The sequence below is a fragment of the Azospirillum sp. A29 genome (assembly GCF_042604625.1).
Lineage (GTDB): Bacteria > Pseudomonadota > Alphaproteobacteria > Azospirillales > Azospirillaceae > Azospirillum > Azospirillum palustre.
Genome location: NZ_CP170466.1, coordinates 2525680 through 2550184, shown reverse-complemented (window position 1 = coordinate 2550184; position 24505 = coordinate 2525680). Strand labels below are relative to the sequence as shown.

Sequence of the window (24505 nt, the reverse complement as noted above, 5' to 3'; positions counted from 1 at the left end):
GCTTGCCTCAGCGCACCTTCTTCGCAACGAAGGCCTTGGCAATCGCCATCATCGCCTTTTCATGATTCGGCCCGCCCGCGGGGGCATCGTGGATCGTGCCCCCCTTCGCAGCGCCCGGCCCGGCAGACTTGCCGGCAGGGACGGTCCGTTGCGGGGCCGGCTGCTCGTCCGGTTCGCGGCCCAGCTGGTTCAGCAAATTCTCAAGCGCATCGCGGCTGAGACCGGAGGCGGACGGCCGCCCTCCGCCCGCACCGCCCGCGGCAGCCGGGCGCGCGGCCGGCCTGCTGCTGGCCGGACGGCCGGCGCGTTCGATGGCGGCGGCGGCGATGGCCTTCAGGAAGGGCTGGGCAATGCCGCGCAACAGGTCGGGATCCTCGACGGCCCAGGCCATCAGGAGCTTCTGCGCATTCATCCGGCTGCCCTTGGCCGCCAGGATCGCTTCGCGCACCTTGCCGTCGACGTAGGAATTGCTCATCGGGAATCGCTCATCGGGATATGTCCGCCGGCCGCAGAATGACGGGCGGAGCCACCCCGGACTGTCGGACCAACTCGGTTAACAAACGGTTGCGGGCCGGGAGGGGGCCGATGATGGCGGGACGGAATGGAAGAAGCGGTTGCCCGATCCGGGGCAGGCGCCGATAGTGGCGGGATGCTGATCGAAACCTTCGCCGACCTAATCTGCCCCTGGTGCTACATCGGCAAGCGCCGGCTCGACCGGGCGCTGATGCAGCGGCCCAACCTGCGCCCGGAACTGCGCTGGCAGCCCTTCCAGCTGAACCCGGACATGCCGCGGGGCGGGATGTCGCGCGAGGACTATCTCGCCGCCAAGTTCGGTGGATCGGAACGGGCGCGGCAGATCCATCGGGTCGTGGAGGATACGGCGGCACGCGATGGCCTGCCGCTGGCGCTCGACCGCATCCAGCGCACGCCCAACAGCTTCGATGCCCACAGGCTGGTCCGCATCGCCGGACGCCAGGGGCTGGGCAATGCCATGGCCGACGCGCTGTTCGCCGCCTATTTCGTCGAGGGCGTCGACATCGGCGACCCCGATGCGCTGGCCAGCGTCGCTGCCGGGCTGGGACTGGATTTCGTCGAGACCCGGCGCCAGCTGTCGAGCGACGCCGAATCGGCCGCGGTGCTCGCCGCCGACGCCCTGGCCCGCCAGATGGGATTGCAGGCGGTGCCCTGCTACATCTTCAACCGCCGCTACGCCCTGTCCGGCGCACAGGAACCGGCAAGTTTCCTGCCGCTGCTCGACCTCGGCAGCGAGGAGCCGGAAAACCTGTCGGTCGTCGCCGGCTGATCCGGCAAGCGGAACGAGACCGTCGGAACGGAAAAAGGCGGCCCGAAGGCCGCCCCGTCCCTGTCCGGCATGTCAGGCCGGCGTGCTGCTGGTCCTGGCGTAGCCCAGCGTCTTCAGGGCATCGGCGATCTCCGGCAGGATGCCCGGATCGTCGATGGTCGCCGGCATCTTGTAGTCCTGGCTGTCGGCGATCTTCTGCATGGTGCCGCGCAGGATCTTGCCCGACCGCGTCTTCGGCAGGCGGTCGACCACCAGGGCACGCTTGAAATCGGCGACCGGGCCGATCTGCTCGCGCACCAGTTGGACCACCTCCTTGACGATCTCCTCATGCGGTCGGGTCACGCCGGCCTTGAGGCAGACGAAGCCAAGCGGCACCTGCCCCTTCAGGTCGTCGGCCACGCCGATCACCGCGCATTCGGCGACATCCCTGTGGCTCGACAGCACCTCTTCCATGGCGCCGGTGGACAGGCGGTGGCCGGCGACGTTGATGATGTCGTCGGTGCGGGCCATGACATAGACATAGCCGTCATCGTCGACGAAGCCGGCGTCGCCGGTCTGGTAGTAGCCCGGGTAATCGGCGAGGTAGGACTTCTTGAAGCGCTCGTCGGCGTTCCACAGCGTCGGCAGCGTGCCCGGAGGCAGCGGCAGCTTGACGCAGATGGCGCCGATGTCGCCGCGCGGAACCTCCTTCAGCTCGGCGTTCAGCACCCGCACGTCCCAGCCCGGCATCGGGCGGGTGGCGGAGCCGTACTTGATCGGAAACAGGTGAACGCCCAGCGGGTTGCCGGAAATCGCCCAGCCGGTCTCGGTCTGCCACCAGTGGTCGATCACCGGGACGTTCAGGTTGTCCTCGGCCCAGTGCAGCGTGTCGGGGTCCGACCGTTCGCCGGCCAGGAACAGGGCGCGGAAGTGCGACAGGTCGTACTTCTTCAGATAATTGGCGTCCGGGTCCTCGCGCTTGATGGCGCGGAAGGCGGTCGGGGCGGTGAACAGCGTGCCGACCTTGTGCTGCTCAATCACGCGCCAGAAGGTGCCCGGATCGGGGGTGCCGACCGGCTTGCCTTCGAAGACCACGGTGGTGCAGCCGGTCAGCAGCGGCGCGTAGACGATGTAGGAGTGGCCGACGACCCAGCCCACGTCAGACGCCGCCCAATACACTTCGCCGGGCTTGACGTTGTAGATGTTGGTCATGGTCCAGCGCAGCGCCACCGCATGGCCGCCATTGTCGCGCACCACGCCCTTGGGCTGGCCGGTCGTGCCGGAGGTGTAGAGGATGTAGAGCGGATCGGTCGCCTTCACAGCCACGCACTCCGCCGGCTCAGCCGTCGCCACCGCTTCGGCCCAATCGACGTCGCGGCCGGCGATCAGCGCCGCCGTCTCCTGCGGGCGCTGCCAGACGATGACGCTGGACGGCTTGTGGGCCGACTGCTCGATGGCGGCGTCCAGCATCGGCTTGTACTTGACGATGCGGTTCGGCTCGATACCGCAGGAGGCCGAAACGATCGCCTTCGGCTTGGCATCGTCGATTCGGGTCGCCAGTTCGTGCGGGGCGAAGCCGCCGAACACCACGGAATGGACAGCACCCAGACGGGCGCAGGCCAGCATGGCGACCAGCGACTGCGGGATCATCGGCATGTAGAGGAGGACGCGGTCACCCTTCTCTACGCCCTGGGCGCGCAGAACACCGGCGAAGCGGGCGACCTGATCCTGCAGTTCGGCGTAGGTGATGGTCTGGACGGTCTGGGTGACCGGGCTGTCATAGATGATCGCCGCCTGGGCGCCGCGTCCGCCTTCGACATGGCGGTCCACCGCGTTGTAGCAGGTGTTCAGCTCCCCGCCGGTGAACCAGCGGTAGAAGGGCGCGTTGCTGTCGTCCAGCACCTTGTCCCACGGCTTGAACCAGGAGATGTCCTTCGCCGCCTCGCCCCAGAACCCCGCGGGGTCCGACAGGGAGCGGGCATGCATCTGGTCGAAAAGCTCGGCAGTTGTGGTGCTGGCGGTCGGGGTCATGGCAGGGCGTCCCTCGTTCTATTTTGGTACTATTCGGTGCGCATTTCCTCTCGGCCGCGAAACGATCCGTTTCGCGACCTCCACAATCTGCGACAAAAGCATAAGTGCAGGCAAATGTCAGAAGGTCGGGGGTGCGACGGGCTGTCGCATTCCGGATCAGTGAAACGCTGTTCCGAAACCTGGATTTCAAAAGGAAACGCAGACCGGCCGAACGACGAGCGCGACCGATTGCTGGTGGAAGCGCCCTTTGTACAGATCGACGATTTCACGGATCAGGACCAGAGTCGCCGGGTCGCCGTCAGCCAGCAGCGTGAGGATTTTGCTGGGCTCGCGCACCAGCCGCCCGGTCTCGATGTCGCGCCAGTGGCCCGACCCGTCGGTGACGGTCAGGCCGTTGGGAAAGCGCGGCGTCACCTCGCCATTCAGGAAATCTGTCCAGTCGCGCTCGCTGACGCCGATCTCATTGCCGATGTTCCGACCAAAGAACAATTGCGCCTCGACCATCGCGCCGGCCGCATAGGCTTCACAAACAAACGCCGTCGGGGCGGGTGCCAGCTGAGCCGCGGCGGGACCGGCCAGCAGAAACAGCGAAAGCGCGGCGGAGAAGAGGCTCGGGACAATCCGCATGACGGGCCATGTGACAGGCATGGTGACGGAGCGCATCGGCGTTTCTCCATTAGGACGGGAGAGGAAGCGTGCGGCAGTGCGGTCAGCGACGCTCTGGTCAGGACGCTCCTGGACCGTTATGCATGGATCATGGCCGTCGATCCACCCATCACCGGAATCCGCCCGATCCTGACCGTCGTTCACGGCAACGGCGAACGGCTGATCGTGGCACGGCTCACCAATCTGGGCGGCGGCAGCCAGTCCAACCGCTTCGTCCTGCGCCGGGCCGACTTCCGCCCGCCCTGGGAGCAGCCGGAGAAGGGCTATTTCGGCTATGCCGAGGTCGCCCGCGCGCTCGACGCCAACGGCTGGCGCGGCTGCGCCATCGAGGCGATGGCGACCACCGACCTGGAGGAACGCCGCGCCCGCCTGCTCGCCCGCAAGAAGCTGCACCTGCAATGCGTCGAGGCGGCGATCCGGCGGGCGCAGGAAGTGGAGACGCCCAAACTGGGCTAGGTTCCGCGTTCAGCACTTCCCCAGCGCCTTCATGCGCCGGTCGAAATCCGCAGCGAGATCGGCGAGCGTCACCTTGCCAAGATGGCGGACGAGCACCGCCTCCGCCTCGCGCAGTGCCCCATCAAGGGCGGCATTGACCGCCTGCTCGACCAGACAACTCGGCTCGTCCGCGGTGGGACCGATGGCGAAGATCCCCGGCTCCCCCAATGCCCGGTGAATGTCCAGCAGGGTGATCCCGTCGAGCGGCCGTGCCAGTCGCCAGCCACCGCCATGGCCCTTTTCCGACCGCACATGACCGGCCTCGCGCAGCCCCGCCATGGTCCGGCGGATGACCACCGGATTGGTGCTCAGCATCTCGGCAATCGCCTCTGACGTCAGCGCACCGTCATGCCGGTCCATGTGGATCAACACATGCAGCATGCGGGAAAGGCGGCTGTCCTGTCTCATCGGCGATCAGTCCTTTTGGGTGTGCGCAGGGCGAGCGGTCAACTCAGGCCACTTCAAAAGTTACATGGCACATTGACCGCACCCTTTCATGTAACTTATCGTGTGTCGTGACTGGGCGCGGATGGCGCGCCCGTCCCATCCGTGGAAAGGCACAGGCATGAACGGAAACGACACGACGACCTATGACGCCATCATCGTCGGCGGCAGCTACGCCGGCATCGCCGCCGCGCTGCAACTGGCTCGCGCCCGGCGCCGGGTGCTGGTGATGGATGAAGGGCTGCGGCGCAACCGCTTCGCCAGCCACTCCCATGGCTTTCTCGGGCAGGATGGCCGTCCGCCGGGAGACATCGCCGCCGAAGCCCGCGCCCAACTGATGCGCTATCCGACGGTCACCTGGATGACCGGACGGGCCGAAAAAGCCGCCAGGACGAGCAAGGGCTTCGAGATCACCGATTCGGATGGCATCGGCCATCGTGCACGCCGGCTGCTGATCGCCGTCGGTGTGGTTGACGAATTGCCGGCGATTCCCGGTCTGACGGAACGTTGGGGCCGCTCCGTCTTCCATTGCCCCTACTGCCACGGCTACGAGCTGATGCAAGGCCGTATCGGCGTGGTCGCCGTGTCCGGGCACTCCATGCACCACGCACTGATGTTACCGGATTGGGGACCGACGACGCTGCTTTTGAACGGGGCCTTCGAACCCGACGCCGACCAGTCTGCCCATCTGGCGCGGCGCGGAGTCGCCGTCGAGCCAGCCCTCATCACCGGGATCGATGGTGACCCGTCGGAGGTCGCTCTCGCCGACGGGCGCCGAGTGCCTTTTGCCGGCCTGTTCGTGCTGCCGAGAAGCCGAGTTGCCAGCCCGCTGGCCGTACAGCTCGGGTGCGTGAGCGAGGAAAGTCCGCTCGGCACTCATATTCGCGTCGACGCGATGCAGGAGACCAGCATTCCCGGTGTCTTCGCCTGTGGCGACGCGGCACGGGCAGCGGGATCGGTGGCGCTGGCCGTCGGCGCCGGTACGATTGCCGGAACAGCGCTGCACCGGTCGCTGCTGTTCTGCGAGGACGACGCCTTGTTCGCCCACGCCTAGCCGATCAGCAGCCCCACCGCAATCGCCCACATCACCAGGGCGATGCCCCCGTCCATCACCCTCCAGGCGGCGGGCCGGGCAAACAGTGGGCGCAGCAGCCGAGCGCCATAGCCGAGCGCGAAGAAGAACAGGAAGGACGCCGTCATCGCCCCCAGGGCGAAGGCGCCCCGCGCCTCGGCGAAGCGGGCGGAGACGGAGCCGACCAGCACCACCGTGTCCAGATAGACGTGCGGATTCAGCCAGGTCAGGGCAAAGCAGGTCAGCAGCGCCGGCAGCAGCCCGCCCGGCTCCCGGTCGGCCGGGTTCAGCCCGCTGGCGCCCTGCCAGGCCGACCGGGCGCTGCACAGGCCATAGACCAGCAGGAAGGCGGCACCGGCATAGCGCATCAGCGGCTCCAGCCACGGCCAGCGCGCGCCGGCGCTGGCGAATCCGCTGACGCCAACCAGGATCAGCACGGCGTCCGACAGGGCGCAGGTGGCACAGATCGCCAACACATGCTCGTTGCGCAGCCCCTGGCGCAGTACGAAGGCGTTCTGTGCCCCGATGGCGACAATCAGGCTGAAGCCTAGGAACAGGCCCGGCAGAAAGGCGGGCAGGAAGGCAGTAGGGGAAAGGATGGTCATCGTGGCGGTTCCGGGGTCGGTGGATGCCTATCCGCTACCACCGGACCCGCCTTTGCCGTACTTAATCCTCCTTGTCCCGATTAAGCAGAGCTAATCCATGCTGGACTATCCGCTGCTGGCGGCCCTGGCGGCCGTCATCCGCACCGGCAGCTTCGAGCGCGCCGCGTGGCAGCTGCACGTCACTCCATCGGCGGTGTCGCAACGGGTCAAGCTACTGGAAGAACGGTTGGGCACCGTGCTGGTGGTGCGTGGCCAGCCCTGCACCGGCACTGCCGCCGGCCAGCGCCTGTGCCAGCATGTGGAACAGGTCGCCCTGCTGGAAAGCGAGCTGCGCGACGCCCTGCCCGGCCTCAGCCCGGCGGACGGGCCGGTCACCCTGCGGATCGCCGTGAATGCCGACAGCCTCGCCACATGGTTCGTCGCGGCGATGGCGGAGGTGCCCGGCTGCCTGTTCGATCTGGTGCTGGACGACCAGGACCACAGCGCCGAGTGGCTGCGCAAGGGCGAGGTGCTGGCCGCCGTCACCGCCAGCGCGGTGCCGGTCCCCGGCTGCAACAGCCATCCGCTGGGCGCGCTGCGCTACCGCGCCACCGCCAGCCCGGACTATCTGCGTCGCCATTTCCCCGATGGGGTGACCGCCGAAAGCCTCGCCACCGCACCCTGCCTGACCTTCAACCGCAAGGACCGGCTACAGGCGCAGTGGCTGCGTCTGGTGCTGGGCGATCACGAACCGGTGCCCACCCCGCCGACCCACTGGCTGCCCTCCACTCATGCCTTCGTCGACGGGGCGCTGGCCGGACTGGGATGGGGAATGAACCCCGATCCGCTGGTCGCCGACCATCTGGCGGCCGGCCGTCTGGTCGAGCTGGTGCCCGGCCGACCGCTCGACGTGCCGCTGCATTGGCAGCAGAGCCGCATCGCCGGCACCGCGCTGGCCGAGCTGTCGCGCGCGGTCCTGCGTGCCGGGCGGCAGGCCCTGTACCCAATCGTCGAGAGCATGGGAAGCCCGCCCGCCGCATGAGGACTTTGCCCGCGCCGCGTGCGCGCTTATATGGATCCGACAAATCTCTGGAGGGATTCGATGACCAGCAGCGCCGCCACGGCCGCAAACGACACCCCCGATCTGGGTGCGCTTCCCACCTGGGACCTGAGCGACCTCTACCCCGGCACCGAGTCGCCCGAACTGAAGGCCGACCTCGACCGGATGGAACGCGAGTGCAAAGCCTTCCGCGAGCGCTATGCCGGCAAGCTGGCGGCGCTGACCGGCGACGATCTGGCCGCGGCGATCCGCCAGTATGAGGACATCGACGAGACGCTGTCGCGCGTCATGTCCTATGCCGGGCTGGTCTACAACGGCAACATGGTCGATCCGACCGTCGCCAAATTCTACCAGTCGGCGCAGGAGCGGGTGAACGACATCTCCGCCCACCTGATCTTCTTCACGCTGGAGATCAACCGGCTGGACGAGAACGATCTGGCGGCGAAGCAGAAGGCGTCGACGGCGCTGCGCCATTACGAGCCGTGGCTGCGCGACGTCCGCCTCTACCGCGACCACCAGCTGTCCGACGAGATCGAGCGGTTGCTGCACGAAAAGCATGTGGTCGGCCGCGCCGCCTGGAACCGCCTGTTCGACGAGACCATCGCCAGCCTGCGCTTCCCGATGGGCGGTAAGGAGTTGACCTGTGCGGAGGCGCTGAACCGCCTGTCCGACCGCAATCCCGCCGTCCGCCGCGAGGCCGGCGAGGTGGTGGGCAAGGTGCTGGGCGAGAACGCGCGGCTATTCGCACTGGTCACCAACACGCTGGCAAAGGACAAGGAGATCGAGGACGAGTGGCGCAACTATCCGACGCCGACCTCCGCCCGCAACTTGTCCAACCGGGTCGAGGACGAGGTGGTCGACGCGCTGGTGTCCGCCGTCAAGGGCGCCTATCCGGACCTGTCGCATCGCTATTACACGATGAAGGCCAAGTGGTTCGGCCAGGACCATCTGGATTACTGGGACCGCAACGCCCCCCTGCCGGAGGATGCCGACCGCAGCATTCCCTGGACCGAGGCGCGCGACATCGTTCTGGGCGCCTATGGCCGCTTCTCCCCCGACCTCGCCAGCCTGGGAAAACGCTTCTTCGACAACCCCTGGATCGACGCGCCGGTCCGTCCCGGCAAGGCGCCGGGCGCCTTCGCCCATCCGACCGTGCCCAGCGTCCACCCCTATCTGCTGGTCAATTACCAGGGCAAGACGCGCGACGTGATGACGCTGGCCCATGAACTGGGGCATGGCGTCCACCAGATCCTGGCCGGCAAACAGGGCCATTTCCTGTCCGATACCCCGCTGACGCTTGCGGAAACCGCGTCGGTGTTCGGCGAGATGCTGACCTTCCGCGCCCTGCTGGCGGCGGAGACCGACCCGAAGCGGCGCCGCATCATGCTGGCCGGCAAGGTCGAGGACATGCTGAACACGGTGGTCCGCCAGATCGCCTTCTTCGACTTCGAACGCCGTGTCCACACCGAACGGCGCGAGGGCGAACTGACCTCGGACCGCATCGGCGAGATCTGGATGGCTGTGCAGACCGAAAGCCTGGGTCCGGCGCTGCGCTTCGACGAGGGCTATCGCCATTTCTGGTCCTACATCCCCCACTTCATCCACTCGCCCTTCTATGTCTATGCCTATGCCTTCGGCGACTGCCTGGTAAACTCGCTCTACGCGGTCTACCAGGACGCCGAGCAGGGCTTTGCCGAGAAGTATCTGGCGATGCTGTCGGCCGGCGGCACGCTGCGTCACAAGGAGCTGCTGGCCCCGTTCGGCCTCGATGCCTCAGACCCGGCCTTCTGGCAGAAGGGCCTCGGCGTCATCCGCGGCTTTATCGATGAACTGGAGGCGAGCGAGGCGAAGGCCTGACGATCCGGGTGGCTTGACCAACGTCAAGAGACCATGACGGTTGTGCGGGTATGGTGGCCTTCGGAGCGTCGTCTCCGAAGGCCATCTTTTTTGGAAGCGAACATCATGCTTGCGACCACCACATCCGCCGCCACCGCCACACCTGCAGCCGTCAGCACTGTCCCCATGCTCGGCTATGCGATCATGGACTGCGACCATGTCGATTCGGTCGCGCTGCTGCAGGCGGCCTGCGAGGCCCCGGCCGGCGAGCTCCGGGCGCCCTTCGCCGCCTTCGCCAAGCATCTGCGCGAGCATTTCGCCCGCGAGAACGCACTGATGACCCAGCACGGCTTCTTCGCCCTGCATTGCCACACGGAGGAGCACGCCCGCGTCCTGACCGTGGTCGCGACGATGGAGGCCGATCTGGCGGAGGGAAAGGAGAACCGTGCCCGGCTCTATGTGACCGAGCATTTCCCCGACTGGTTCCACACCCATCTGGCGACGATGGACCGGGTGACCGCGGATTTCCTGGCACAGGCGGAAGGGTGAAGATCCGGGAGAGGCATTAGGGCAGCCGCCTCTCCCACACCGAACCAATTTCCGGAAATGGAAAGGGGCCGGAACCTGCTCGGTTCCAGCCCCTTATGGATGGTGGGCGCACAAGGACTCGAACCTTGGACCCGCTGATTAAGAGTCAGCTGCTCTACCAACTGAGCTATGCGCCCATCCGTAGGAAATATTCAAGAGATGGTGGGCGCACAAGGACTCGAACCTTGGACCCGCTGATTAAGAGTCAGCTGCTCTACCAACTGAGCTATGCGCCCATCTCTTGATGCGGTGAACTTGACTGATGTCTTTGCAGAAACCAGCCGACTGTTCATCGCGCCGGCCAAGCCGTTGTCCCGGCCGGTGTGGCGCGGTTTATAACGAAGGGCTTTTGACCTGTCGATAGCAAAATCGCACCCCATGTGAATTTTTTGGCGCGCGCTTTTCGGTGGCCGGACTCCGCCCCCGGCGGCTACACCGGCGCTGTCGAAACGGCGCATCGGAACGGGGGATCGGGGATGGGCGGCTGGACCGAAGGCTATGTCGGCGGCATCGACTATATCCGCGCCGTCTATCGCGACTGGTCGCCGGCTATGCTCTGCTTCGCCCTGACGCTGCGCGGCTGGCGCTCGCCGGAGGCGCTGCGCCGCGGCAGCTTCACCATGGCGGAGCCCGGCTGCGGCCATGGCCTGACCAGCGCCCTGCTGGCCGGCGCCCACCCGGCGGCGCGGTTCGAGGCGATGGACTTCAACCCCTCCCACATCGCCGGTGTCCGCCGGCTGGCCGCCGATGCCGGGCTGGCCAATGCCGAGTTCCTCGAAGAGAGCTTCGCCGAATACGCCCGGCGCGACGGGCCGATGCTGGATGCCGTCGCGCTGCACGGCGTCTGGTCCTGGGTGAGCGCCGGGAACCGGGCGATCTTGCTGGAGGTGCTGCGCCGACGGCTGGCGCCGGGTGGCGTCGTCTTCGTCAGCTACAACGCCCTGCCCGGCACGCTGGCCCACATGCCGCTGCGCCGTCTTCTGGTGGAGCGCTGCGCCGAAGGCGACGGCCCCCTGCCCGACCGCATCGCCGCCGCGGTAGAGTTCGCGGCACGGATGGCGGCGCAGGGTGGCGGCTGGTTCGCCAACACCGACGGCGTGGTGGAGCGGATCGAACAGCTTCGCCACAAATCGCCGAACTACATCGCCCATGAATATCTGAACGGCGACTGGACCGCCTTCTACCATGCCGACGTGACGCGCGAGCTTGCAGCCGCCAAGCTGGAGTTCGCCGGTGCCGCGGTGCCGATGGAGCAGTTGGATGATCTCACCCTCTCCCCCGCCCAGCAGGCACTGGCGGGCGAGGCGCGCGACGCCGCCCAGGCCGAAACCCTGCGCGACGTGATGACCAACCGCAGCTTCCGCCGCGACCTGTTCGTGAAGGGCGGCGAGCGTCTGGGCCGGGCCGAGCGGCGCGCCCTGCTGGGACAGAGCCGTTTCGCGCTTCTGGTCGCCGCCGACGATCTGCCGGAAGGCGCATCCACCCCCGTCGGCCGCTTGCCCTTCCCCCGGGCGCTTTACCAGCCGCTGGGCGAGGCGCTGGCGGAGGGACCTCAAAGCCTGGACGCGCTGCTCGCCCGCCCGGCCCTGGCGGCGCAGGGCGAGGACGCGGTGCTGCGGGCGCTGATCCTGCTGGCCAGCCTGTCGCTGGCGGCACCGGCGATGCCCGAGGACGGCGATGCCGAACGGAAAGTTTCCTGTGACCGCTTCAACGCCGCGGTTCTGGAACGCCATCGCTTCGGTGATACGCCGGGTCAGCTCGCCTCGCCACTGCTGGGCTCCGGTGTGCCGGTGTCGCGGATCGAGGCGCTGTTCCTGCTTGCCGCCCGTCTGGGCGAGGAACCCTCAGCCTTCGCCTGGCGGCACCTGACGGCCGACGGCATCGTACTGGGCCGCGATGGCGAACGCTGCGAGGGGGATGAGGCCAACCGTGCGGAACTGGCGCGACGGCATGCGGCCTTCATGCAGCGGCGGCTGCCGGTGCTGAAAAGGCTTGGGGCGGTCTGACGGCAGGGATGCCGGCCCTCAGCGCTCCGGCGCCGTCTTCGGCAGCTTCTCGGCGATCCCATAGAGCGCCTCGCGCCGGCGGATCTCTGCGAACACGTCGTCGGGATGGATGTTCAGCGTCGCCCACAGGACCGAAAGATTATAGAGCAGGTCGGCGCTTTCGTTGATGACGCCCTGACGGTCCTCGTTCATGGCGTCCAGCGCCACTTCGACCGCCTCCTCGCCCACTTTCTTGGCGATCTTCTTCGGCCCGGCGGCGATCAGCCGCGCGGTCTTGGAGTGCGCCGGGTCCATCTGCTGGCGGTCGAGGATGGCGGCATAGAGGCGGAGCAGGTCGTCGGTCATCAGGCGGGTATTGTCTCGTGTGCGGGTGACGGAAGCATCGTTCCGCTAACGTGATCACTCCGCAACGGAATTACCATCCCCCATAGGCGCGGTGGAGCGCCGCACAACGGCTTTATGCCATGCGGCGCTCCGCTTTCAGCCCACCGGATCGTAGGAATGATCGGCCTTCGGGCGCTCTTCGAGCAGGGTCTGGCCGGTGCTGACGAAATAGACGACCTCGGCAATGTTGGTGGCGTGGTCGCCGATGCGCTCAAGGTTCTTGGCGATCATCATCAGGTGCATGTGCGCCGTGAACTGGTCCTGCGCCGCCAGGGCCGACCGTTCCACTTCCGCAACGAGGCTAGTGTAGAGGGCATCCACCTCGTCGTCGGTGCGCCAGATCCGCAGGGCGGCCTCGCCGTCATTGTCGACATAGGCGTCGATCACGGCGCTGAGCCGTTCGCGCACCAGCCGGCCGAGCTGCGGCAGCCCCGCCATCGATCCGGAGTCGGGCAGGCTGAAGATGGCGACGGCGCGCTTGGCGGTGTTGGCGGCATGGTCGCCGATACGCTCCAGGTTGCCGGCGATCTTCAAGGCCGCGATCACCTCGCGCAGATCGTCGGCGACCGGCTGGCGCAGGGCCAGCAGGCGCATGCAGTGGGCTTCGATGTCATGTTCGAAGGAGTCGAGTCGGGCATCCGACTCCACGATCTCCCGCGCAAGCTCGGGGTTGCGCTGGGCTAGGCAGATCAGAGCCTGGTCGATCTGCGTCTCCGCAGCGCCGGCCATCTGCACGATGGCGGATTTCAGCCGCTTCAGCGCGTCCTCGAACGCGGACACGATGTGCGGAGCGGAGGTCTTCATGGTCGCCAAACCCTTCCCGGCGGTCTCGTTCCAAGCCGCCACCATAGCGCCTGGACGTTACGGTACGATGACAGCGCCTATGACCAATGGCGGCTGTGCCGCACTTCGCACATGCAGGAGAAACTGTCCGATTGATTTTGCGGCGCAGCATTACGACACATGGTCCTTATCCCCTTCCCCAACGACGTGCCGAACTCGCCATGATCGAACGCCGCTTTGAACAGATCATCTTCGCCAGCCGTTGGCTGCTCGCGCCCTTCTATCTCGGGCTGGTGGTTTCGCTGGCTGCGCTGCTGGTGAAGTTCACGCAGGAGATCCTGCACATGATCCCGCATGTGCTGGAGATGAGCGAAAAGGACGTGCTTCTGGGCGTGCTGACGCTCATCGACCTGTCCTTCGCCGGCAATCTTCTGCTGATGGTCATCTTCGCGGGGTATGAGAACTTTGTCTCGAAGATCGACGTCGCCAATCATGAGGACCGGCCGGACTGGATGGGCAAGGTCGATTTCGGCGGGCTGAAGCTGAAACTGATCGCCTCCATCGTCGCCATCTCGGGCATCCACCTGCTGAAAGCCTTCATGAACCTGGCGCAGACCTCTCGCGACGAGTTGATGTGGCTGGTCATCATCCACATGACCTTCGTGATTTCCGGTGTTCTGCTGGCCTGCATGGACCGGCTGGAAGGTCATCACGGCCATGCCGCCAAGCCCGCGGAGAAAGCCGGGGCGAAATCCGCGGCCGATCATCACTGATAAGTTACGGTGTTCCTTCGTCTCGTCTGTCAAATGTCTATTGCGGCACAGCAACGACAGGGATAGACACTGCACCGTCACACCGGCCAGCAGGGTTTTAAGCGGATCGGAACGGGCTTTGCCGCAGGGCTTGGGTCCGTTGACGGATTATTAACCCTAAACCGCCACTGTGCCCATCACCAGACGCCATGCCGCGGCGGTCCCCGGTTCGCCGGAGACCCTGTCCACAGCAGGCATCAGGGCTGCCGGGCGCACTCTCCGCTTGAGCGTGCGGGCGCATTCGACTATGGAACCGTTGGCGGGCATGCTATGCCAGTCCGCCGGCTCGGCCGTCTCAACCGCTTTGATAGAGTTCGTCAGCTCCATGCTCTCCAAACTGCTCGGCGTGCTGTCCGCCGACATGGCGATCGATCTGGGGACGGCCAACACCCTGGTCTATGTCAAGGGCCGCGGCATCGTCCTGAACGAACCGTCCGTCGTCGCCATCGCCAACGTGCGCGGCAAAAAGCAGGTTCTCGCCGTCGGTGACGAGGCGAAGATGATGCTTGGTCGCACCCCCGGCAACATCCAGGCCATCCGGCCGCTTCGCGACGGCGTCATCGCCGATTTCGAAGTTGCGGAGGAAATGATCAAACATTTCATCCGCAAGGTTCACAACCGCCGCAGCTTCGCCAGCCCGCAGGTCATCATCTGCGTGCCGTCGGGCTCGACCGCGGTGGAACGCCGGGCGATCCAGGAATCGGCGGAGGCCGCAGGCGCCCGCCGCGTCTTCCTGATCGAGGAGCCGATGGCCGCCGCAATCGGCGCCGGGCTGCCGGTGACCGAACCGACGGGCTCGATGGTCGTCGACATCGGCGGCGGCACCACCGAGGTGGCCGTGCTGTCGCTGGGCGGCATCGTCTATTCGCGGTCGGTGCGTGTCGGCGGCGACAAGATGGACGAGGCCATCATCGGCTACATCCGCCGCAGCCACAATCTGCTGGTCGGCGAAGGCTCCGCCGAGCGGATCAAGAAGGAAATCGGCTCCGCCTGTCCGCCCGAGGACGGTGAAGGCCGCATCCTGGAGATCAAGGGCCGCGACCTGATGAACGGCGTGCCGAAGGAGCTGATCATCTCCGAGCGCCAGATCGCCGAGTCGCTGGCCGAGCCGGTCTCCGCCATCGTCGAGGCGGTGAAGGTGGCGCTGGAGCACACCGCTCCGGAACTGGCAGCCGACATCGTCGACAAGGGCATCGTGCTGACCGGCGGCGGCGCCCTCCTGGGCAACCTGGACTTCGTCCTGCGCCACGCCACCGGCCTGCCGGTGTCGATTGCGGACGATCCCCTCTCCTGTGTGGCGCTCGGCACCGGCCGCGCGCTGGAGGAGATGAAGACGCTGCGAAACGTCTTGGTCAGCGCCTACTGATTGGTGTATCCCTGATTGGAAGGCCTCCGGTCCCCTGCCCGCTCCGTGGCGGTGAGGACCGGAGACGGACCGCGTATCTGGACGGGAATTTCCTGTGAAGCCACGCTCATCCGGCTCCGTCATCCGCCTTGCCGCCCCCTTGCGGGCTCTCGCGCAGCGATTCTCCTTCCTTCTGCTGGTGCTGGCCTCCATCGCGCTGATGATGGTCGGCAAGATCGAGTCCGTCTCGGTGGACAGCGCACGCGCACGCGTGACCGATGCCTTCGCCCCCATCCTGGACGCCATCTCCCGCCCCGCCGCCACGGCGGCGCGCGTGGTCGAATCCGCGGTGGAGCTTGAGAACGCCTTCGATGAGAACCAGCGGCTGAAGGCCGAGAACGCCCGGCTTCTGCAATGGAGGCAGGCCGCACTGCGGCTGGAGGCGGAAAACAACAGCCTGCGCAGCCTGCTGCGGGTCCGTCCGGAACCGTCGGTCAACTACATCGCAGCCCGCGTCATCGCCACCCCCGGCAGCTCCTTCGTCCGCACGCTGGTGGTCACCGCCGGCAAGCGCGACGGGGTGCGCAAGGGTCAGGCGGCGCTCGCCGGCGCCGGTCTGGTCGGCCGGGTGATCGAGGTCGGCGAATGGTCGTCCCGCGTCCTGCTGCTGACCGACATCAACGCCCGCATCCCGGTGATCCTGTCGAACTCGCGCCAGCGCTCGATCCTGGCCGGCGACAACTCCGATCAGGCCAAGCTTCTCTATCTGCCGCCGGACTCGCCGATCCAGGTGGGCGAACGGGTGGTGACCTCCGGCGACGGCGGCCTGTTCCCGCCCGGCCTACCGGTGGGCGTGGTGACCGCGGTCAGCGAACGCGGCATCCGTGTCCTGCCCAGCGCCGACCTGTCGCGCGTGGAGCATCTGCGTCTGGTGGATTTCGGCCTGCCGAGCACCGATCTGGACCCGTCGCCAGATTCGAAGTGAAGTGGATGTGGAAGTGAGCTGGTTTTGGACGTAAGCCGGACGGACGGTCCGCCAACCGGGAGATTGCCGTCATGACGGCAACCTTCTGGCAGAAAGTGGACAAGGCCGGGCGCAACTTGGCGCCCTTCGCCGTCACGGTGATGATGGTGCTGGTCGGCATGATCCCGCTGCCGGTCCCCGGCTATGCCCCGGTCGCACCGAACCTGACGCTGGTCTCGGTCTATTACTGGACGATCCACAGACCTGACCTGATGCGTCCGGGGGTGGCCTTTCTCATCGGACTGCTTCAGGATTTCCTGATCGGCGGACCGCTGGGCGTCAATGCCCTGCTGCTGGTCGTCGCCCAATGGGCGGTCCTGAACCAGCGCCGGGTGTTCCTGGCCAGCACCTTCGCCCTGCTCTGGGTCGGCTTCACGCTGGTGATGGCGGGTGCCGTCCTGCTGCAATGGCTGGCTTTTTCGGTGCTTGACGCCGTCACGCTGTCGATCCTGCCGGCCCTGTTCCAGGGCCTGCTGACGGTGGCGGTGTTTCCTGCGGTGGGTTGGCTGCTGATCCGCGTCCATCGCGCGTTCCTGAACGGGTAAAGGGTCGACGGGTCTCATGAGTTCGATCGATCGCGACACCGACCGTTCCCGCCTGCTGGCGCGCCGCGCCCTGGTGCTGGGCGGTATAAAGCTGGCCGGCCTGTCCGCGCTGGTCGGTCGGCTCTATTACCTGCAAGTGGTCGAGTCGGCGCGCTACACTATGCTGGCGGAAGAGAACCGCATCAGCCTGCGGCTGATCGCCCCGTCCCGCGGCAACATCGTCGACCGCTTCGGCGTGCCGCTGGCGGTCAACCAGCAGAACTACCGCGTCGTCGTCGTGTCGGAGCGCACCCACAACATCCAGGAGACGCTCGACAAGATCTCCCGCATCGTGCCGCTGACCGATGGCGACCGCCGCCGCGTGCTGCGCGAACTGCACCGCAAGCGCCGCTTCGTTCCCGTCACCGTGCGCGAGAACCTGACCTGGGAACAGGTGGCGACGCTGGAGACCAACACCCCCGACCTGCCCGGCGTGTCGATCGAGGTGGGCGAGCTGCGCTATTACCCGCAGGCGGATTGGACCGCCCATATCCTGGGCTATGTCGGCGCCGTCTCGGAGTCGGAGCTGAGCGGCAACAGCGATCCCGTCCTGTCGCTGCCCGGCTTCCGCATCGGCAAGGCCGGCATCGAGAAGTTCCACGAAAAGGTGCTGCGCGGCACCGCTGGCACCAGCCAGCTGGAGGTCAATGCGGTCGGCCGCGTCATCCGTGAGCTGTCCCGCGACGAGGGCCAATCCGGGCGCGAGGTGCAGCTGACCATCGACATGGCCCTGCAACGCTTCGTGCAGGAGCGGCTGTCGCAAGAGGTCAGCGCCTCCGCCATAGTGATGGACGTCCACACCGGCGGCATCTATGCCCTGTGCTCGCACCCCAGCTACGACCCCAACCAGTTCACCATGGGCATCAGCGCCGAACTGTGGGAAGAGCTGCTGTCGAACCAGGCGACGCCGCTCAACAACAAGGCAGTGGTCGGGCAATATCCGCCGGGTTCGACCTTCAAGATGATGGCGGCGCTGGCGGCACTCGAATCGGGGGTGGTCAGCAACCGGCACACGGTGTTCTGCCCCGGCCACCTGGAGCTGGGCGACCACCGTTTCCATTGCTGGAAGCGTGGCGGGCACGGCACCATCGATTTCGTCGGCGCGCTACGCCATTCCTGCGACGTGTTCTTCTACGACGTGTCGCGGCGGATCGGCATCGACCGCATCGCCGAGATGTCCAACCGCTTCGGCCTGGGCAGTCGCACCGGCATCGACCTGCCGCACGAGCGCGCCGGCCTGATCCCGTCCATCGCCTGGAAGAAGGCGACGCTGGGCAAGAACTGGGACATGGGCGAGACGCTGGTCGCCTCCATCGGCCAGGGCTATGTGCTGACGACGCCGCTGCAACTGGCTGTCATGACCTGCCGGCTGGCCAATGGCGGCTATGCGGTCAAGCCGCACCTGACCAAGCAGATCAAGACGGTCAGCGGCGAGCAGACGGCCTGGCCCAGCATCGGTGTGAAGAAGGAGAACCTCGACATCGTGCTGCGCGGCATGACCGAGGTGACCAACGCTCCCAACGGCACCGCCTTCAAGTCGCGGATCACCGAGGTCGGCTATGAGATGGCCGGCAAGACCGGCTCCGCCCAGGTCCGCCGCATCACCATGGCCGAACGCAACACCGGCGTGAAGAAGAACGAGGATTTGCCCTGGCGCGAGCGCGACCACGCGCTGTTCGTCGCCTTCGCGCCGATCCAGGCGCCGCGCTATGCCTGCGCGGTGTTCGTCGAGCATGGCGGCGGCGGCTCCACTGCGGCGGCACCGATTGCCCGCGACATCCTGCTGGAAACCCAGAAGCGCGACCCCGGCCGCGCCGCCGTCGCCGAAACCCCGCCGACCGGCTTCGGAGAACCGCGGGGCTGAGAGGCGGATGGGGTCAGGGCCGGGCGCGGACGGGGATGGTCATCGCCGCCACTCCCAGCACGACCGCAGCACAGCCGGCGAGCATGGTCGGCTCCAGCGTCTCGCCCAGCATCAGCACGCCGATGCCAACCCCTATCGGCACCCGCAGGTAGGCTTGTGCGGTCGTCGGAACCGATCCGATGGTGTGAACGAGCCGGAAATAGAGGACGAAGGCCAGCGCGGTCGAGAAGACCGAGAGGCCGGCAAGCGCCAGCAGCGAGCCCGGCGACGGCGACAGGGTCCAGGGACGGTCGACCGCCAGACTGACCGGCAGCAGCAGCGCCGCCCCGCACAGCAGCGACCCGGCGGCCGGCATGATCGGATCCAGTCCCTTGAAAACGCGGCCGAAAATGGCTGCTCCGGCATAGCAGACGGTGGCAAGGACGATTGCTCCTTGCGCCAGCAGATCGCGGCCGATGCCGTCGACCGATCCCGTCCCGATGACCAGCACCGTCCCGCCGAGACCGGCGAGCACACCGACCGCTTTCCGCCAGCCCACGGCCTCGTGCCGGGTCAGCAGAAGGGTGATGAGGAAGGCGAAGATCGGCGTCGTCGCGTTGAGGATCGCTGCGGACCCGGCATCGACCGTCTGTTCGGCCCAGGCGATCAGGGTAAAGGGGAAAACGCTGTTCAAACAGGCCTGTAGGAGGAAGCGTTTCCACACGGCTCCTTCCCGCGGCAGGGACAGGTCGCGCCAGCGGATGACCGCCAACAGGATGCCCCCAGCGATCAGGGTCCGCCCAGCGATGAAGGTCAGCGGCGGGATCGTCTCGACGCCGATGCGGATAAAGCTGTAGGACGCGCCCCACAAGGTCGCGAGGGCCAGCAACAAGGCAAGCTCGACACGCAGATCGGGCCGCGAAGCACGTGTATCGGGGGCAGGAAGGATTGTCATGATGGCTCCGTCGGTCTTGCGAGGGGATCACCATGACAGCCAAGCCCTTGAAAGCCCGCCGCGAACGCTTCGGCCGCGGACGAAACGTCGGCGGCTGACGGAGCCGGCGAAGGGGCCTAAACTGATGAACATGACCAGCCCGCCCTTTCCCCTCGCCTCCGCCAACGGCATCGCCACCATCGCCGCGCTGATCGGCGATCCGGCACGGGCGAACATCCTCTCCGCCCTGATGGGCGGGCAGGCGCTGACCGCCGGCGAATTGTCTTGGCATGCCGGCGTCGGAGCAGCGACCACCAGCGGTCACCTTGCCAAAATGAGCGAGGCGGGATTGCTGGCGATGGAGCGCCAGGGCCGGCACCGCTATTACCGGCTGGCCTCCCCCGACATCGCCCAGGCGATGGAAAGCCTGATGGCGGTGGCGGCCGCCGGCCCGCGGCGGCACCGTCCGCCCGGCCCGAAGGACGAGGCGCTGCGGACCGCCCGCACCTGCTACGACCATCTCGCCGGACGGCTCGGCACGAAACTGGCCGACAGGCTGAACGAGCGCGGATTCGTGATCCTCGATGACGGCGGCGCCCTGGTGACGGACGACGGCCGCGATTTCCTGGGCGGCCTGGGGCTCGCAATTCCCGACACCGACGGGCACCGCAGGCCGCTGTGCCGGGTCTGCCTGGATTGGAGCGAGCGGCGGCATCATCTGGCCGGACGGCTGGGCGCGGCCCTGCTGACCTGCTCGCTGGAGCGCGGCTGGATCGCCCGCAGTCCTGACAGCCGTGCCGTGACAATCACCGAGGCCGGCGGCAAGCAGTTCGCCACGATTTTCGGCATCACGCCGGAGCATCTGGCCGCCAAATAAAAAGCGCGCCCCCGAAGGGACGCGCTTTTCAGCAAACCGACAGGCTTTCGCCGGATCAGTTCTTCGACTTGTCGACCAGACGGCGCTCGGCGATCCACGGCATCATGGCGCGCAGCTTCTCGCCGACCTTCTCGATCTCGTGCTCGGCGTTGCGGCGGCGGATCGCCTTGAAGGACGGCTGGCCGGCCTTGCATTCCAGCATCCAGTCGCGGACGAAGCGGCCTTCCTGGATGTCGGTCAGGACGCGCTTCATCTCGGCCTTGGTCTCCGGCGTGATGATGCGCGGGCCGGTGCGGTAGTCACCGTATTCGGCCGTGTTGGAGATCGAGTAGCGCATGTTGGCCATGCCGCCCTCGTACATCAGGTCGACGATCAGCTTCACTTCGTGCAGGCACTCGAAGTAGGCCATCTCGGGCGCATAGCCCGCCTCGACCAGCGTCTCGTAACCGGCGCGGATCAGCTCAGTCAGGCCGCCGCAGAGCACGGCCTGCTCACCGAACAGGTCGGTCTCGCACTCTTCCTTGAACGTGGTCTCGATGATGCCGGCGCGGCCGCCGCCATTGGCCGAGGCGTAGGACAGGGCGATGTCCAGCGCGTTGCCCGAGGCGTTCTGGTGAACGGCGACCAGCGACGGCACGCCGCCGCCACGCTGATATTCGCTGCGCACGGTGTGACCGGGGCCCTTCGGCGCGATCATGAACACGTCGAGGTCGGTGCGGGCCTCGATCAGGTTGAAGTGGATGTTCAGGCCGTGCGCGAAGGCCAGGGCGGCGCCCTGCTTCATGTTCGGGGCCAGATCGTCCTTATACAGGTCGGCCTGCAGCTCGTCCGGGGTCAGAACCATCACGACGTCGGCCCAGGCGGCGGCTTCGGCCGGGGTCATCACGGTGAAGCCGGCGGTCTCGGCCTTCTTGATGGTGGCCGAACCGGAGCGGAGCGCGATCCGCACGTCCTTCACGCCGCTGTCACGCAGGTTGTGGGCGTGGGCGTGGCCCTGGCTGCCGTAGCCGACGATGACGACCTTCTTGCCCTTGATCAGGTTGACGTCGGCATCACGATCGTAATAGACGCGCATGGAGATGATTCCTTGAATTCGCAACGAACGAAGACAGACAGAGTGCGTTTCCTGCGGCGGATTACTCCATTGAGCAAAGCCGCACGTCAAGAGAAACAATCGCTCGATGGAACGGCAAAATGCAAAGCTTCCTTGCGTTTTTGCCGCCCCAATCTTTCGCAGAATGCTGTTCTGCGGGGAATGGCGCCTTAAAAGGCCGCCGGCCCCTTCGACATGGCGACCACGCCGGTGCGGCTGGCCTCCACGAGGCCGAGCTGGGTCATCAGCCCGACGAAGTCGTCCACCTGCTCGGTGGTGCCGGTCAGCTCGAAGACGAAGCTGGTGAGCGTGGCGTCCACCACCTTGGCCTTGAAGATGTCGGCAAGGCGCAACGCCTCGATCCGCTTGTCGCCGGTGCCGGCCACTTTGACCAGCGCCAGCTCGCGCTCCACCGCCGGCCCCTCGTCGGTCAGGTCATGGACGCGGTGGACCGGAACCAGCCGGCTCAACTGCGCCTTGATCTGCTCGATGATCATCCGGGTGCCGGAGGTGACGAGCGTGATGCGCGACAGGTGGTCGGCGTTGTTCACCTCGGCCACCGTCAGGCTTTCGATGTTGTAGCCGCGGCCGGAGAACAACCCGATGACGCGGGCAAGAACGCCCGGCTCGTTGTCCACCAGCACGGCGATGGTGTGCTTTTCGATCACGTTTTCCATGAGACCCGTCCCTCCTGTTCGTTCGTCGTCAGCCGATCAGACCAGCACCATGCCGTCTTCCGGCGTGGCGTCGGACGGGCTGTCGTCCGGACCGAACAGGATCTCGTTGTGGGCCTTGCCGCCCGGGATCATCGGGAAGCAGTTTTCCTTCGGATCGACGGCGATGTCGATGATGCAGGGGCGGTCGGTGACCGCCAGCATCTTCTCGATCACCTGATCGACCTCGGCCACGGTGGTGGCGCGCAGGCCGACGCAACCCCAGGATTCCGCCAGCTTCACGAAGTCCGGCAGGGCTTCGGAGTAGCTCTGGGAATAGCGCGAGCCGTGCAGCAGTTCCTGCCACTGGCGCACCATGCCCATATATTGGTTGTTCAGGATGAAGATCTTGACCGGCGCGCGGTACTGCACGGCGGTGCCGATCTCCTGCATGTTCATCAGGAAGCTGGCCTCGCCCGACACGTCGACGACGATGGCGTCGGGGTGGGCCAGCTGGGCGCCGATGGCGGCCGGCAGGCCGTAGCCCATGGTGCCGAGCCCGCCCGAGGTCATCCAGCGGTTCGGCTGGTCGAAGGGCAGGAACTGGGCGGCCCACATCTGGTGCTGGCCGACTTCCGTCGTGATGTAGTGGTCCTTGCCGCGCAGTGCCTCGCGCAGGCGCTCCAGCGCATATTGCGGCTTGATCACCGATTCGGTGCGGTTGTAGTTCAGGCAGTTGCGGGCACGCCAGCCCTCGATCTTGCCCCACCACTCCTTCAGCGCGGCCTTGTCCGGCGACTTGGCGCGCGCCTTCCAGATGCGCAGCATGTCCTCCAGCACGGCGCCGCAGTCACCGACGATCGGAATGTCGACTGCGACGTTCTTGTTGATCGAGCTGGGGTCGATGTCGACGTGGATCTTCTTGGAACCCGGCGAGAAGGCCGACAGCTTGCCGGTCACCCGGTCGTCGAAGCGGGCGCCGATGTTGATCATGACGTCGCATTCGTACATGGCGAGATTCGCCTCGTACGTGCCGTGCATGCCGAGCATGCCCAACCACTGGTTTTCGGACGCCGGGAAGGCGCCCAACCCCATCAGGGTGGAGGTGATCGGGAAGCCGGTGGTCTTGACGAACTGGGTCAGCAGCTTGGCCGCGAAGGGGCCGGCGTTGATCACGCCGCCGCCGGTGTAGAAGACCGGCCGCTTGGCGTTGGCGATCAGTTCAATCGCCTCTTCGATGCGGGCGATCTCCGGCTTCACCTGCGGCCGGTAGGTCTTGTGCTTGACCTCCGTCGGCGGGACGTAGGTGCCGTCGGCGAACTGCACGTCCTTCGGAATGTCAACCAGCACCGGGCCGGGACGGCCGCTGCGCGCGACATAGAAGGCCTCGTGCAGGGTGCGGGCCAGATTGTTGACGTCCTTCACCAGATAATTGTGCTTGGTGCAGGGACGGGTGATGCCGGTGGTGTCGGCCTCCTGGAAGGCGTCGTTGCCGATCAGGTGGGTCGGCACCTGACCCGACAGGCAGACCAGCGGGATGCTGTCGCACAGCGCGTCCAGCAGGCCGGTCACCGCGTTGGTGGCGCCGGGGCCGGAGGTCACCAGCACGCAGCCGACCTTGCCGGTCGAGCGCGCGTACCCTTCGGCCGCATGAACCGCGGCCTGCTCGTGGCGTACAAGGACATGCTTCAGGTCGTTCTGCTGGAACAGCGCGTCGTAGATGGGAAGTACGGCGCCGCCGGGATAGCCGAAGATGATGTCAACGCCCTGATCCTTCAGGGCCTTGATGACGATCTGGGCGCCGGTCAGCTTCTGTTCGGACATCGCTCACGACCTTCTCATGTGGGCGCCTCCTCTAAGGCACCCGGTTCCTTGGACTTGTCACCGGCCGAGGCTGCTGGGCTATGCCGTCGGAACAACGGCTTAGCCCCGATGGCGGGGGCCGGGAGCGGCAAATTAGTCAAAAGCCCGGTCGCAGGTCAACCCATTTTGCGAATGTTCGCAAAGTTTTTTTGCCGCAGTTTTTCCAAATGTTGCGCATTGGCTTTGCAACATCGGCTCTGTGCCGCTTGATTCCCACCGGATACGGAAACGGCGACCGCACCGAAG

24 protein-coding genes and 2 tRNA genes are annotated in these 24505 nt (G+C 66.5%); 13 read left to right on the top strand and 13 right to left on the bottom strand.

Annotated features, from left to right (window positions below):
* Positions 1 to 7 precede the first annotated feature (7 nt).
* A complete protein-coding gene (locus ABNQ38_RS27165; RefSeq protein ID WP_377808940.1) occupies positions 8 to 475 on the bottom strand; it encodes a hypothetical protein in 468 nt (155 codons plus the stop codon).
* 174 nt (positions 476 to 649) lie between these two features.
* Between ABNQ38_RS27165 and ABNQ38_RS27160 the strand changes: the two genes are divergently transcribed.
* Complete coding sequence (locus tag ABNQ38_RS27160; protein WP_376956745.1) at positions 650 to 1303, top strand: DsbA family oxidoreductase; 654 nt, start codon at positions 650 to 652, stop codon at positions 1301 to 1303.
* Positions 1304 to 1375: 72 nt separating this feature from the next.
* Here ABNQ38_RS27160 and ABNQ38_RS27155 read toward each other — a convergent pair whose 3' ends face one another.
* Entirely contained in the window at positions 1376 to 3313 is a 1938-nt protein-coding gene (locus ABNQ38_RS27155; RefSeq protein WP_377808939.1) for a propionyl-CoA synthetase, read from the bottom strand.
* A gap of 186 nt (positions 3314 to 3499) precedes the next feature.
* Complete coding sequence (locus ABNQ38_RS27150; protein WP_377808938.1) at positions 3500 to 3976, bottom strand: DUF3574 domain-containing protein; 477 nt, start codon at positions 3974 to 3976, stop codon at positions 3500 to 3502.
* A 93-nt stretch (positions 3977 to 4069) separates the two neighbouring features.
* On the opposite strand from ABNQ38_RS27150, the gene ABNQ38_RS27145 reads away from it, so the two are divergent.
* On the top strand, positions 4070 to 4435 hold the full coding sequence (locus ABNQ38_RS27145; RefSeq protein WP_377808937.1) for a hypothetical protein: 366 nt from the start codon (positions 4070 to 4072) through the stop codon (positions 4433 to 4435).
* A gap of 9 nt (positions 4436 to 4444) precedes the next feature.
* Here the strand turns inward: ABNQ38_RS27145 and ABNQ38_RS27140 are convergent, their stop codons facing one another.
* Positions 4445 to 4882: an Rrf2 family transcriptional regulator gene (locus ABNQ38_RS27140; protein ID WP_377808936.1), complete on the bottom strand. Its 438-nt coding sequence runs from the start codon at positions 4880 to 4882 to the stop codon at positions 4445 to 4447.
* A 157-nt stretch (positions 4883 to 5039) separates the two neighbouring features.
* Here ABNQ38_RS27140 and ABNQ38_RS27135 point away from each other — a divergent pair, with 157 nt between their 5' ends.
* The gene (locus ABNQ38_RS27135; RefSeq protein ID WP_377808935.1) at positions 5040 to 5972 is read left to right on the top strand and encodes an NAD(P)/FAD-dependent oxidoreductase; all 933 of its coding nucleotides are present in this window, start codon (positions 5040 to 5042) and stop codon (positions 5970 to 5972) included.
* Here ABNQ38_RS27135 and ABNQ38_RS27130 read toward each other — a convergent pair.
* Positions 5969 to 6595, bottom strand: coding sequence for a LysE/ArgO family amino acid transporter (locus ABNQ38_RS27130; protein WP_377808934.1), 627 nt, complete (start codon positions 6593 to 6595; stop codon positions 5969 to 5971). The genes ABNQ38_RS27135 and ABNQ38_RS27130 overlap by 4 nt on opposite strands.
* Before the next feature lie 97 nt (positions 6596 to 6692).
* On the opposite strand from ABNQ38_RS27130, the gene ABNQ38_RS27125 reads away from it, so the two are divergent.
* The 3 genes from ABNQ38_RS27125 (at position 6693) to ABNQ38_RS27115 (ending at position 10019) form a co-directional block, all read left to right on the top strand.
* Positions 6693 to 7616 carry a LysR family transcriptional regulator ArgP gene (locus ABNQ38_RS27125; RefSeq protein WP_377808933.1) on the top strand — a complete coding sequence of 308 codons (924 nt, stop codon included), beginning with the start codon at positions 6693 to 6695 and terminating at the stop codon, positions 7614 to 7616.
* Between the two features lie 60 nt (positions 7617 to 7676).
* Positions 7677 to 9491, top strand: coding sequence for a M3 family oligoendopeptidase (locus ABNQ38_RS27120; protein WP_377808932.1), 1815 nt, complete (start codon positions 7677 to 7679; stop codon positions 9489 to 9491).
* 105 nt (positions 9492 to 9596) lie between these two features.
* Positions 9597 to 10019, top strand: a complete 423-nt coding sequence (locus ABNQ38_RS27115; protein ID WP_377808931.1) for a bacteriohemerythrin — start codon at positions 9597 to 9599, stop codon at positions 10017 to 10019.
* A 100-nt stretch (positions 10020 to 10119) separates the two neighbouring features.
* On the opposite strand, the gene ABNQ38_RS27110 is transcribed toward ABNQ38_RS27115, so the two are convergent.
* Positions 10120 to 10195, bottom strand: a tRNA-Lys gene (locus ABNQ38_RS27110).
* Between the two features lie 23 nt (positions 10196 to 10218).
* A tRNA-Lys gene (locus ABNQ38_RS27105) sits at positions 10219 to 10294 on the bottom strand.
* Between the two features lie 240 nt (positions 10295 to 10534).
* On the opposite strand from ABNQ38_RS27105, the gene ABNQ38_RS27100 reads away from it, so the two are divergent.
* On the top strand, positions 10535 to 12064 hold the full coding sequence (locus ABNQ38_RS27100) for a class I SAM-dependent methyltransferase (RefSeq protein ID WP_377808930.1): 1530 nt from the start codon (positions 10535 to 10537) through the stop codon (positions 12062 to 12064).
* 18 nt (positions 12065 to 12082) lie between these two features.
* Here ABNQ38_RS27100 and hisE read toward each other — a convergent pair whose 3' ends face one another.
* Together hisE and phoU are read right to left on the bottom strand one after the other, a co-directional pair.
* Positions 12083 to 12409 (bottom strand): phosphoribosyl-ATP diphosphatase, encoded by a 327-nt coding sequence (gene hisE, locus ABNQ38_RS27095; RefSeq protein ID WP_098739349.1) that lies wholly within the window; start codon positions 12407 to 12409, stop codon positions 12083 to 12085.
* Positions 12410 to 12544: 135 nt separating this feature from the next.
* The gene (gene phoU, locus ABNQ38_RS27090) at positions 12545 to 13252 is read right to left on the bottom strand and encodes a phosphate signaling complex protein PhoU (protein ID WP_098739348.1); all 708 of its coding nucleotides are present in this window, start codon (positions 13250 to 13252) and stop codon (positions 12545 to 12547) included.
* Between the two features lie 200 nt (positions 13253 to 13452).
* On the opposite strand from phoU, the gene ABNQ38_RS27085 reads away from it, so the two are divergent.
* From ABNQ38_RS27085 to mrdA, 5 genes are all read left to right on the top strand, one after another.
* Positions 13453 to 14004 carry a TIGR00645 family protein gene (locus ABNQ38_RS27085; RefSeq protein ID WP_377808929.1) on the top strand — a complete coding sequence of 184 codons (552 nt, stop codon included), beginning with the start codon at positions 13453 to 13455 and terminating at the stop codon, positions 14002 to 14004.
* Between the two features lie 364 nt (positions 14005 to 14368).
* Positions 14369 to 15409, top strand: coding sequence for a rod shape-determining protein (locus ABNQ38_RS27080; protein WP_012974729.1), 1041 nt, complete (start codon positions 14369 to 14371; stop codon positions 15407 to 15409).
* A gap of 94 nt (positions 15410 to 15503) precedes the next feature.
* Entirely contained in the window at positions 15504 to 16373 is an 870-nt protein-coding gene (gene mreC / locus ABNQ38_RS27075; RefSeq protein WP_377808928.1) for a rod shape-determining protein MreC, read from the top strand.
* Positions 16374 to 16444: 71 nt separating this feature from the next.
* Positions 16445 to 16957 (top strand): rod shape-determining protein MreD, encoded by a 513-nt coding sequence (gene mreD / locus ABNQ38_RS27070; protein WP_377808927.1) that lies wholly within the window; start codon positions 16445 to 16447, stop codon positions 16955 to 16957.
* Positions 16958 to 16973: 16 nt separating this feature from the next.
* Positions 16974 to 18860, top strand: coding sequence for a penicillin-binding protein 2 (gene mrdA, locus ABNQ38_RS27065; protein WP_377808926.1), 1887 nt, complete (start codon positions 16974 to 16976; stop codon positions 18858 to 18860).
* A gap of 13 nt (positions 18861 to 18873) precedes the next feature.
* Here mrdA and ABNQ38_RS27060 read toward each other — a convergent pair whose 3' ends face one another.
* Positions 18874 to 19794 (bottom strand): DMT family transporter, encoded by a 921-nt coding sequence (locus ABNQ38_RS27060; RefSeq protein ID WP_377808925.1) that lies wholly within the window; start codon positions 19792 to 19794, stop codon positions 18874 to 18876.
* 124 nt (positions 19795 to 19918) lie between these two features.
* Between ABNQ38_RS27060 and ABNQ38_RS27055 the strand changes: the two genes are divergently transcribed.
* On the top strand, positions 19919 to 20650 hold the full coding sequence (locus ABNQ38_RS27055; protein ID WP_377808923.1) for an ArsR/SmtB family transcription factor: 732 nt from the start codon (positions 19919 to 19921) through the stop codon (positions 20648 to 20650).
* A gap of 55 nt (positions 20651 to 20705) precedes the next feature.
* On the opposite strand, the gene ilvC is transcribed toward ABNQ38_RS27055, so the two are convergent.
* The 3 genes from ilvC to ABNQ38_RS27040 all read right to left on the bottom strand — a co-directional run bounded on the left by ilvC (position 20706) and on the right by ABNQ38_RS27040 (position 24220).
* Positions 20706 to 21725, bottom strand: coding sequence for a ketol-acid reductoisomerase (gene ilvC / locus ABNQ38_RS27050; RefSeq protein WP_377808922.1), 1020 nt, complete (start codon positions 21723 to 21725; stop codon positions 20706 to 20708).
* Positions 21726 to 21913: 188 nt separating this feature from the next.
* A complete protein-coding gene (gene ilvN, locus ABNQ38_RS27045; protein ID WP_109096143.1) occupies positions 21914 to 22420 on the bottom strand; it encodes an acetolactate synthase small subunit in 507 nt (168 codons plus the stop codon).
* Between the two features lie 36 nt (positions 22421 to 22456).
* Positions 22457 to 24220 (bottom strand): acetolactate synthase 3 large subunit, encoded by a 1764-nt coding sequence (locus tag ABNQ38_RS27040; protein ID WP_377808921.1) that lies wholly within the window; start codon positions 24218 to 24220, stop codon positions 22457 to 22459.
* Positions 24221 to 24505: the final 285 nt, after the last annotated feature.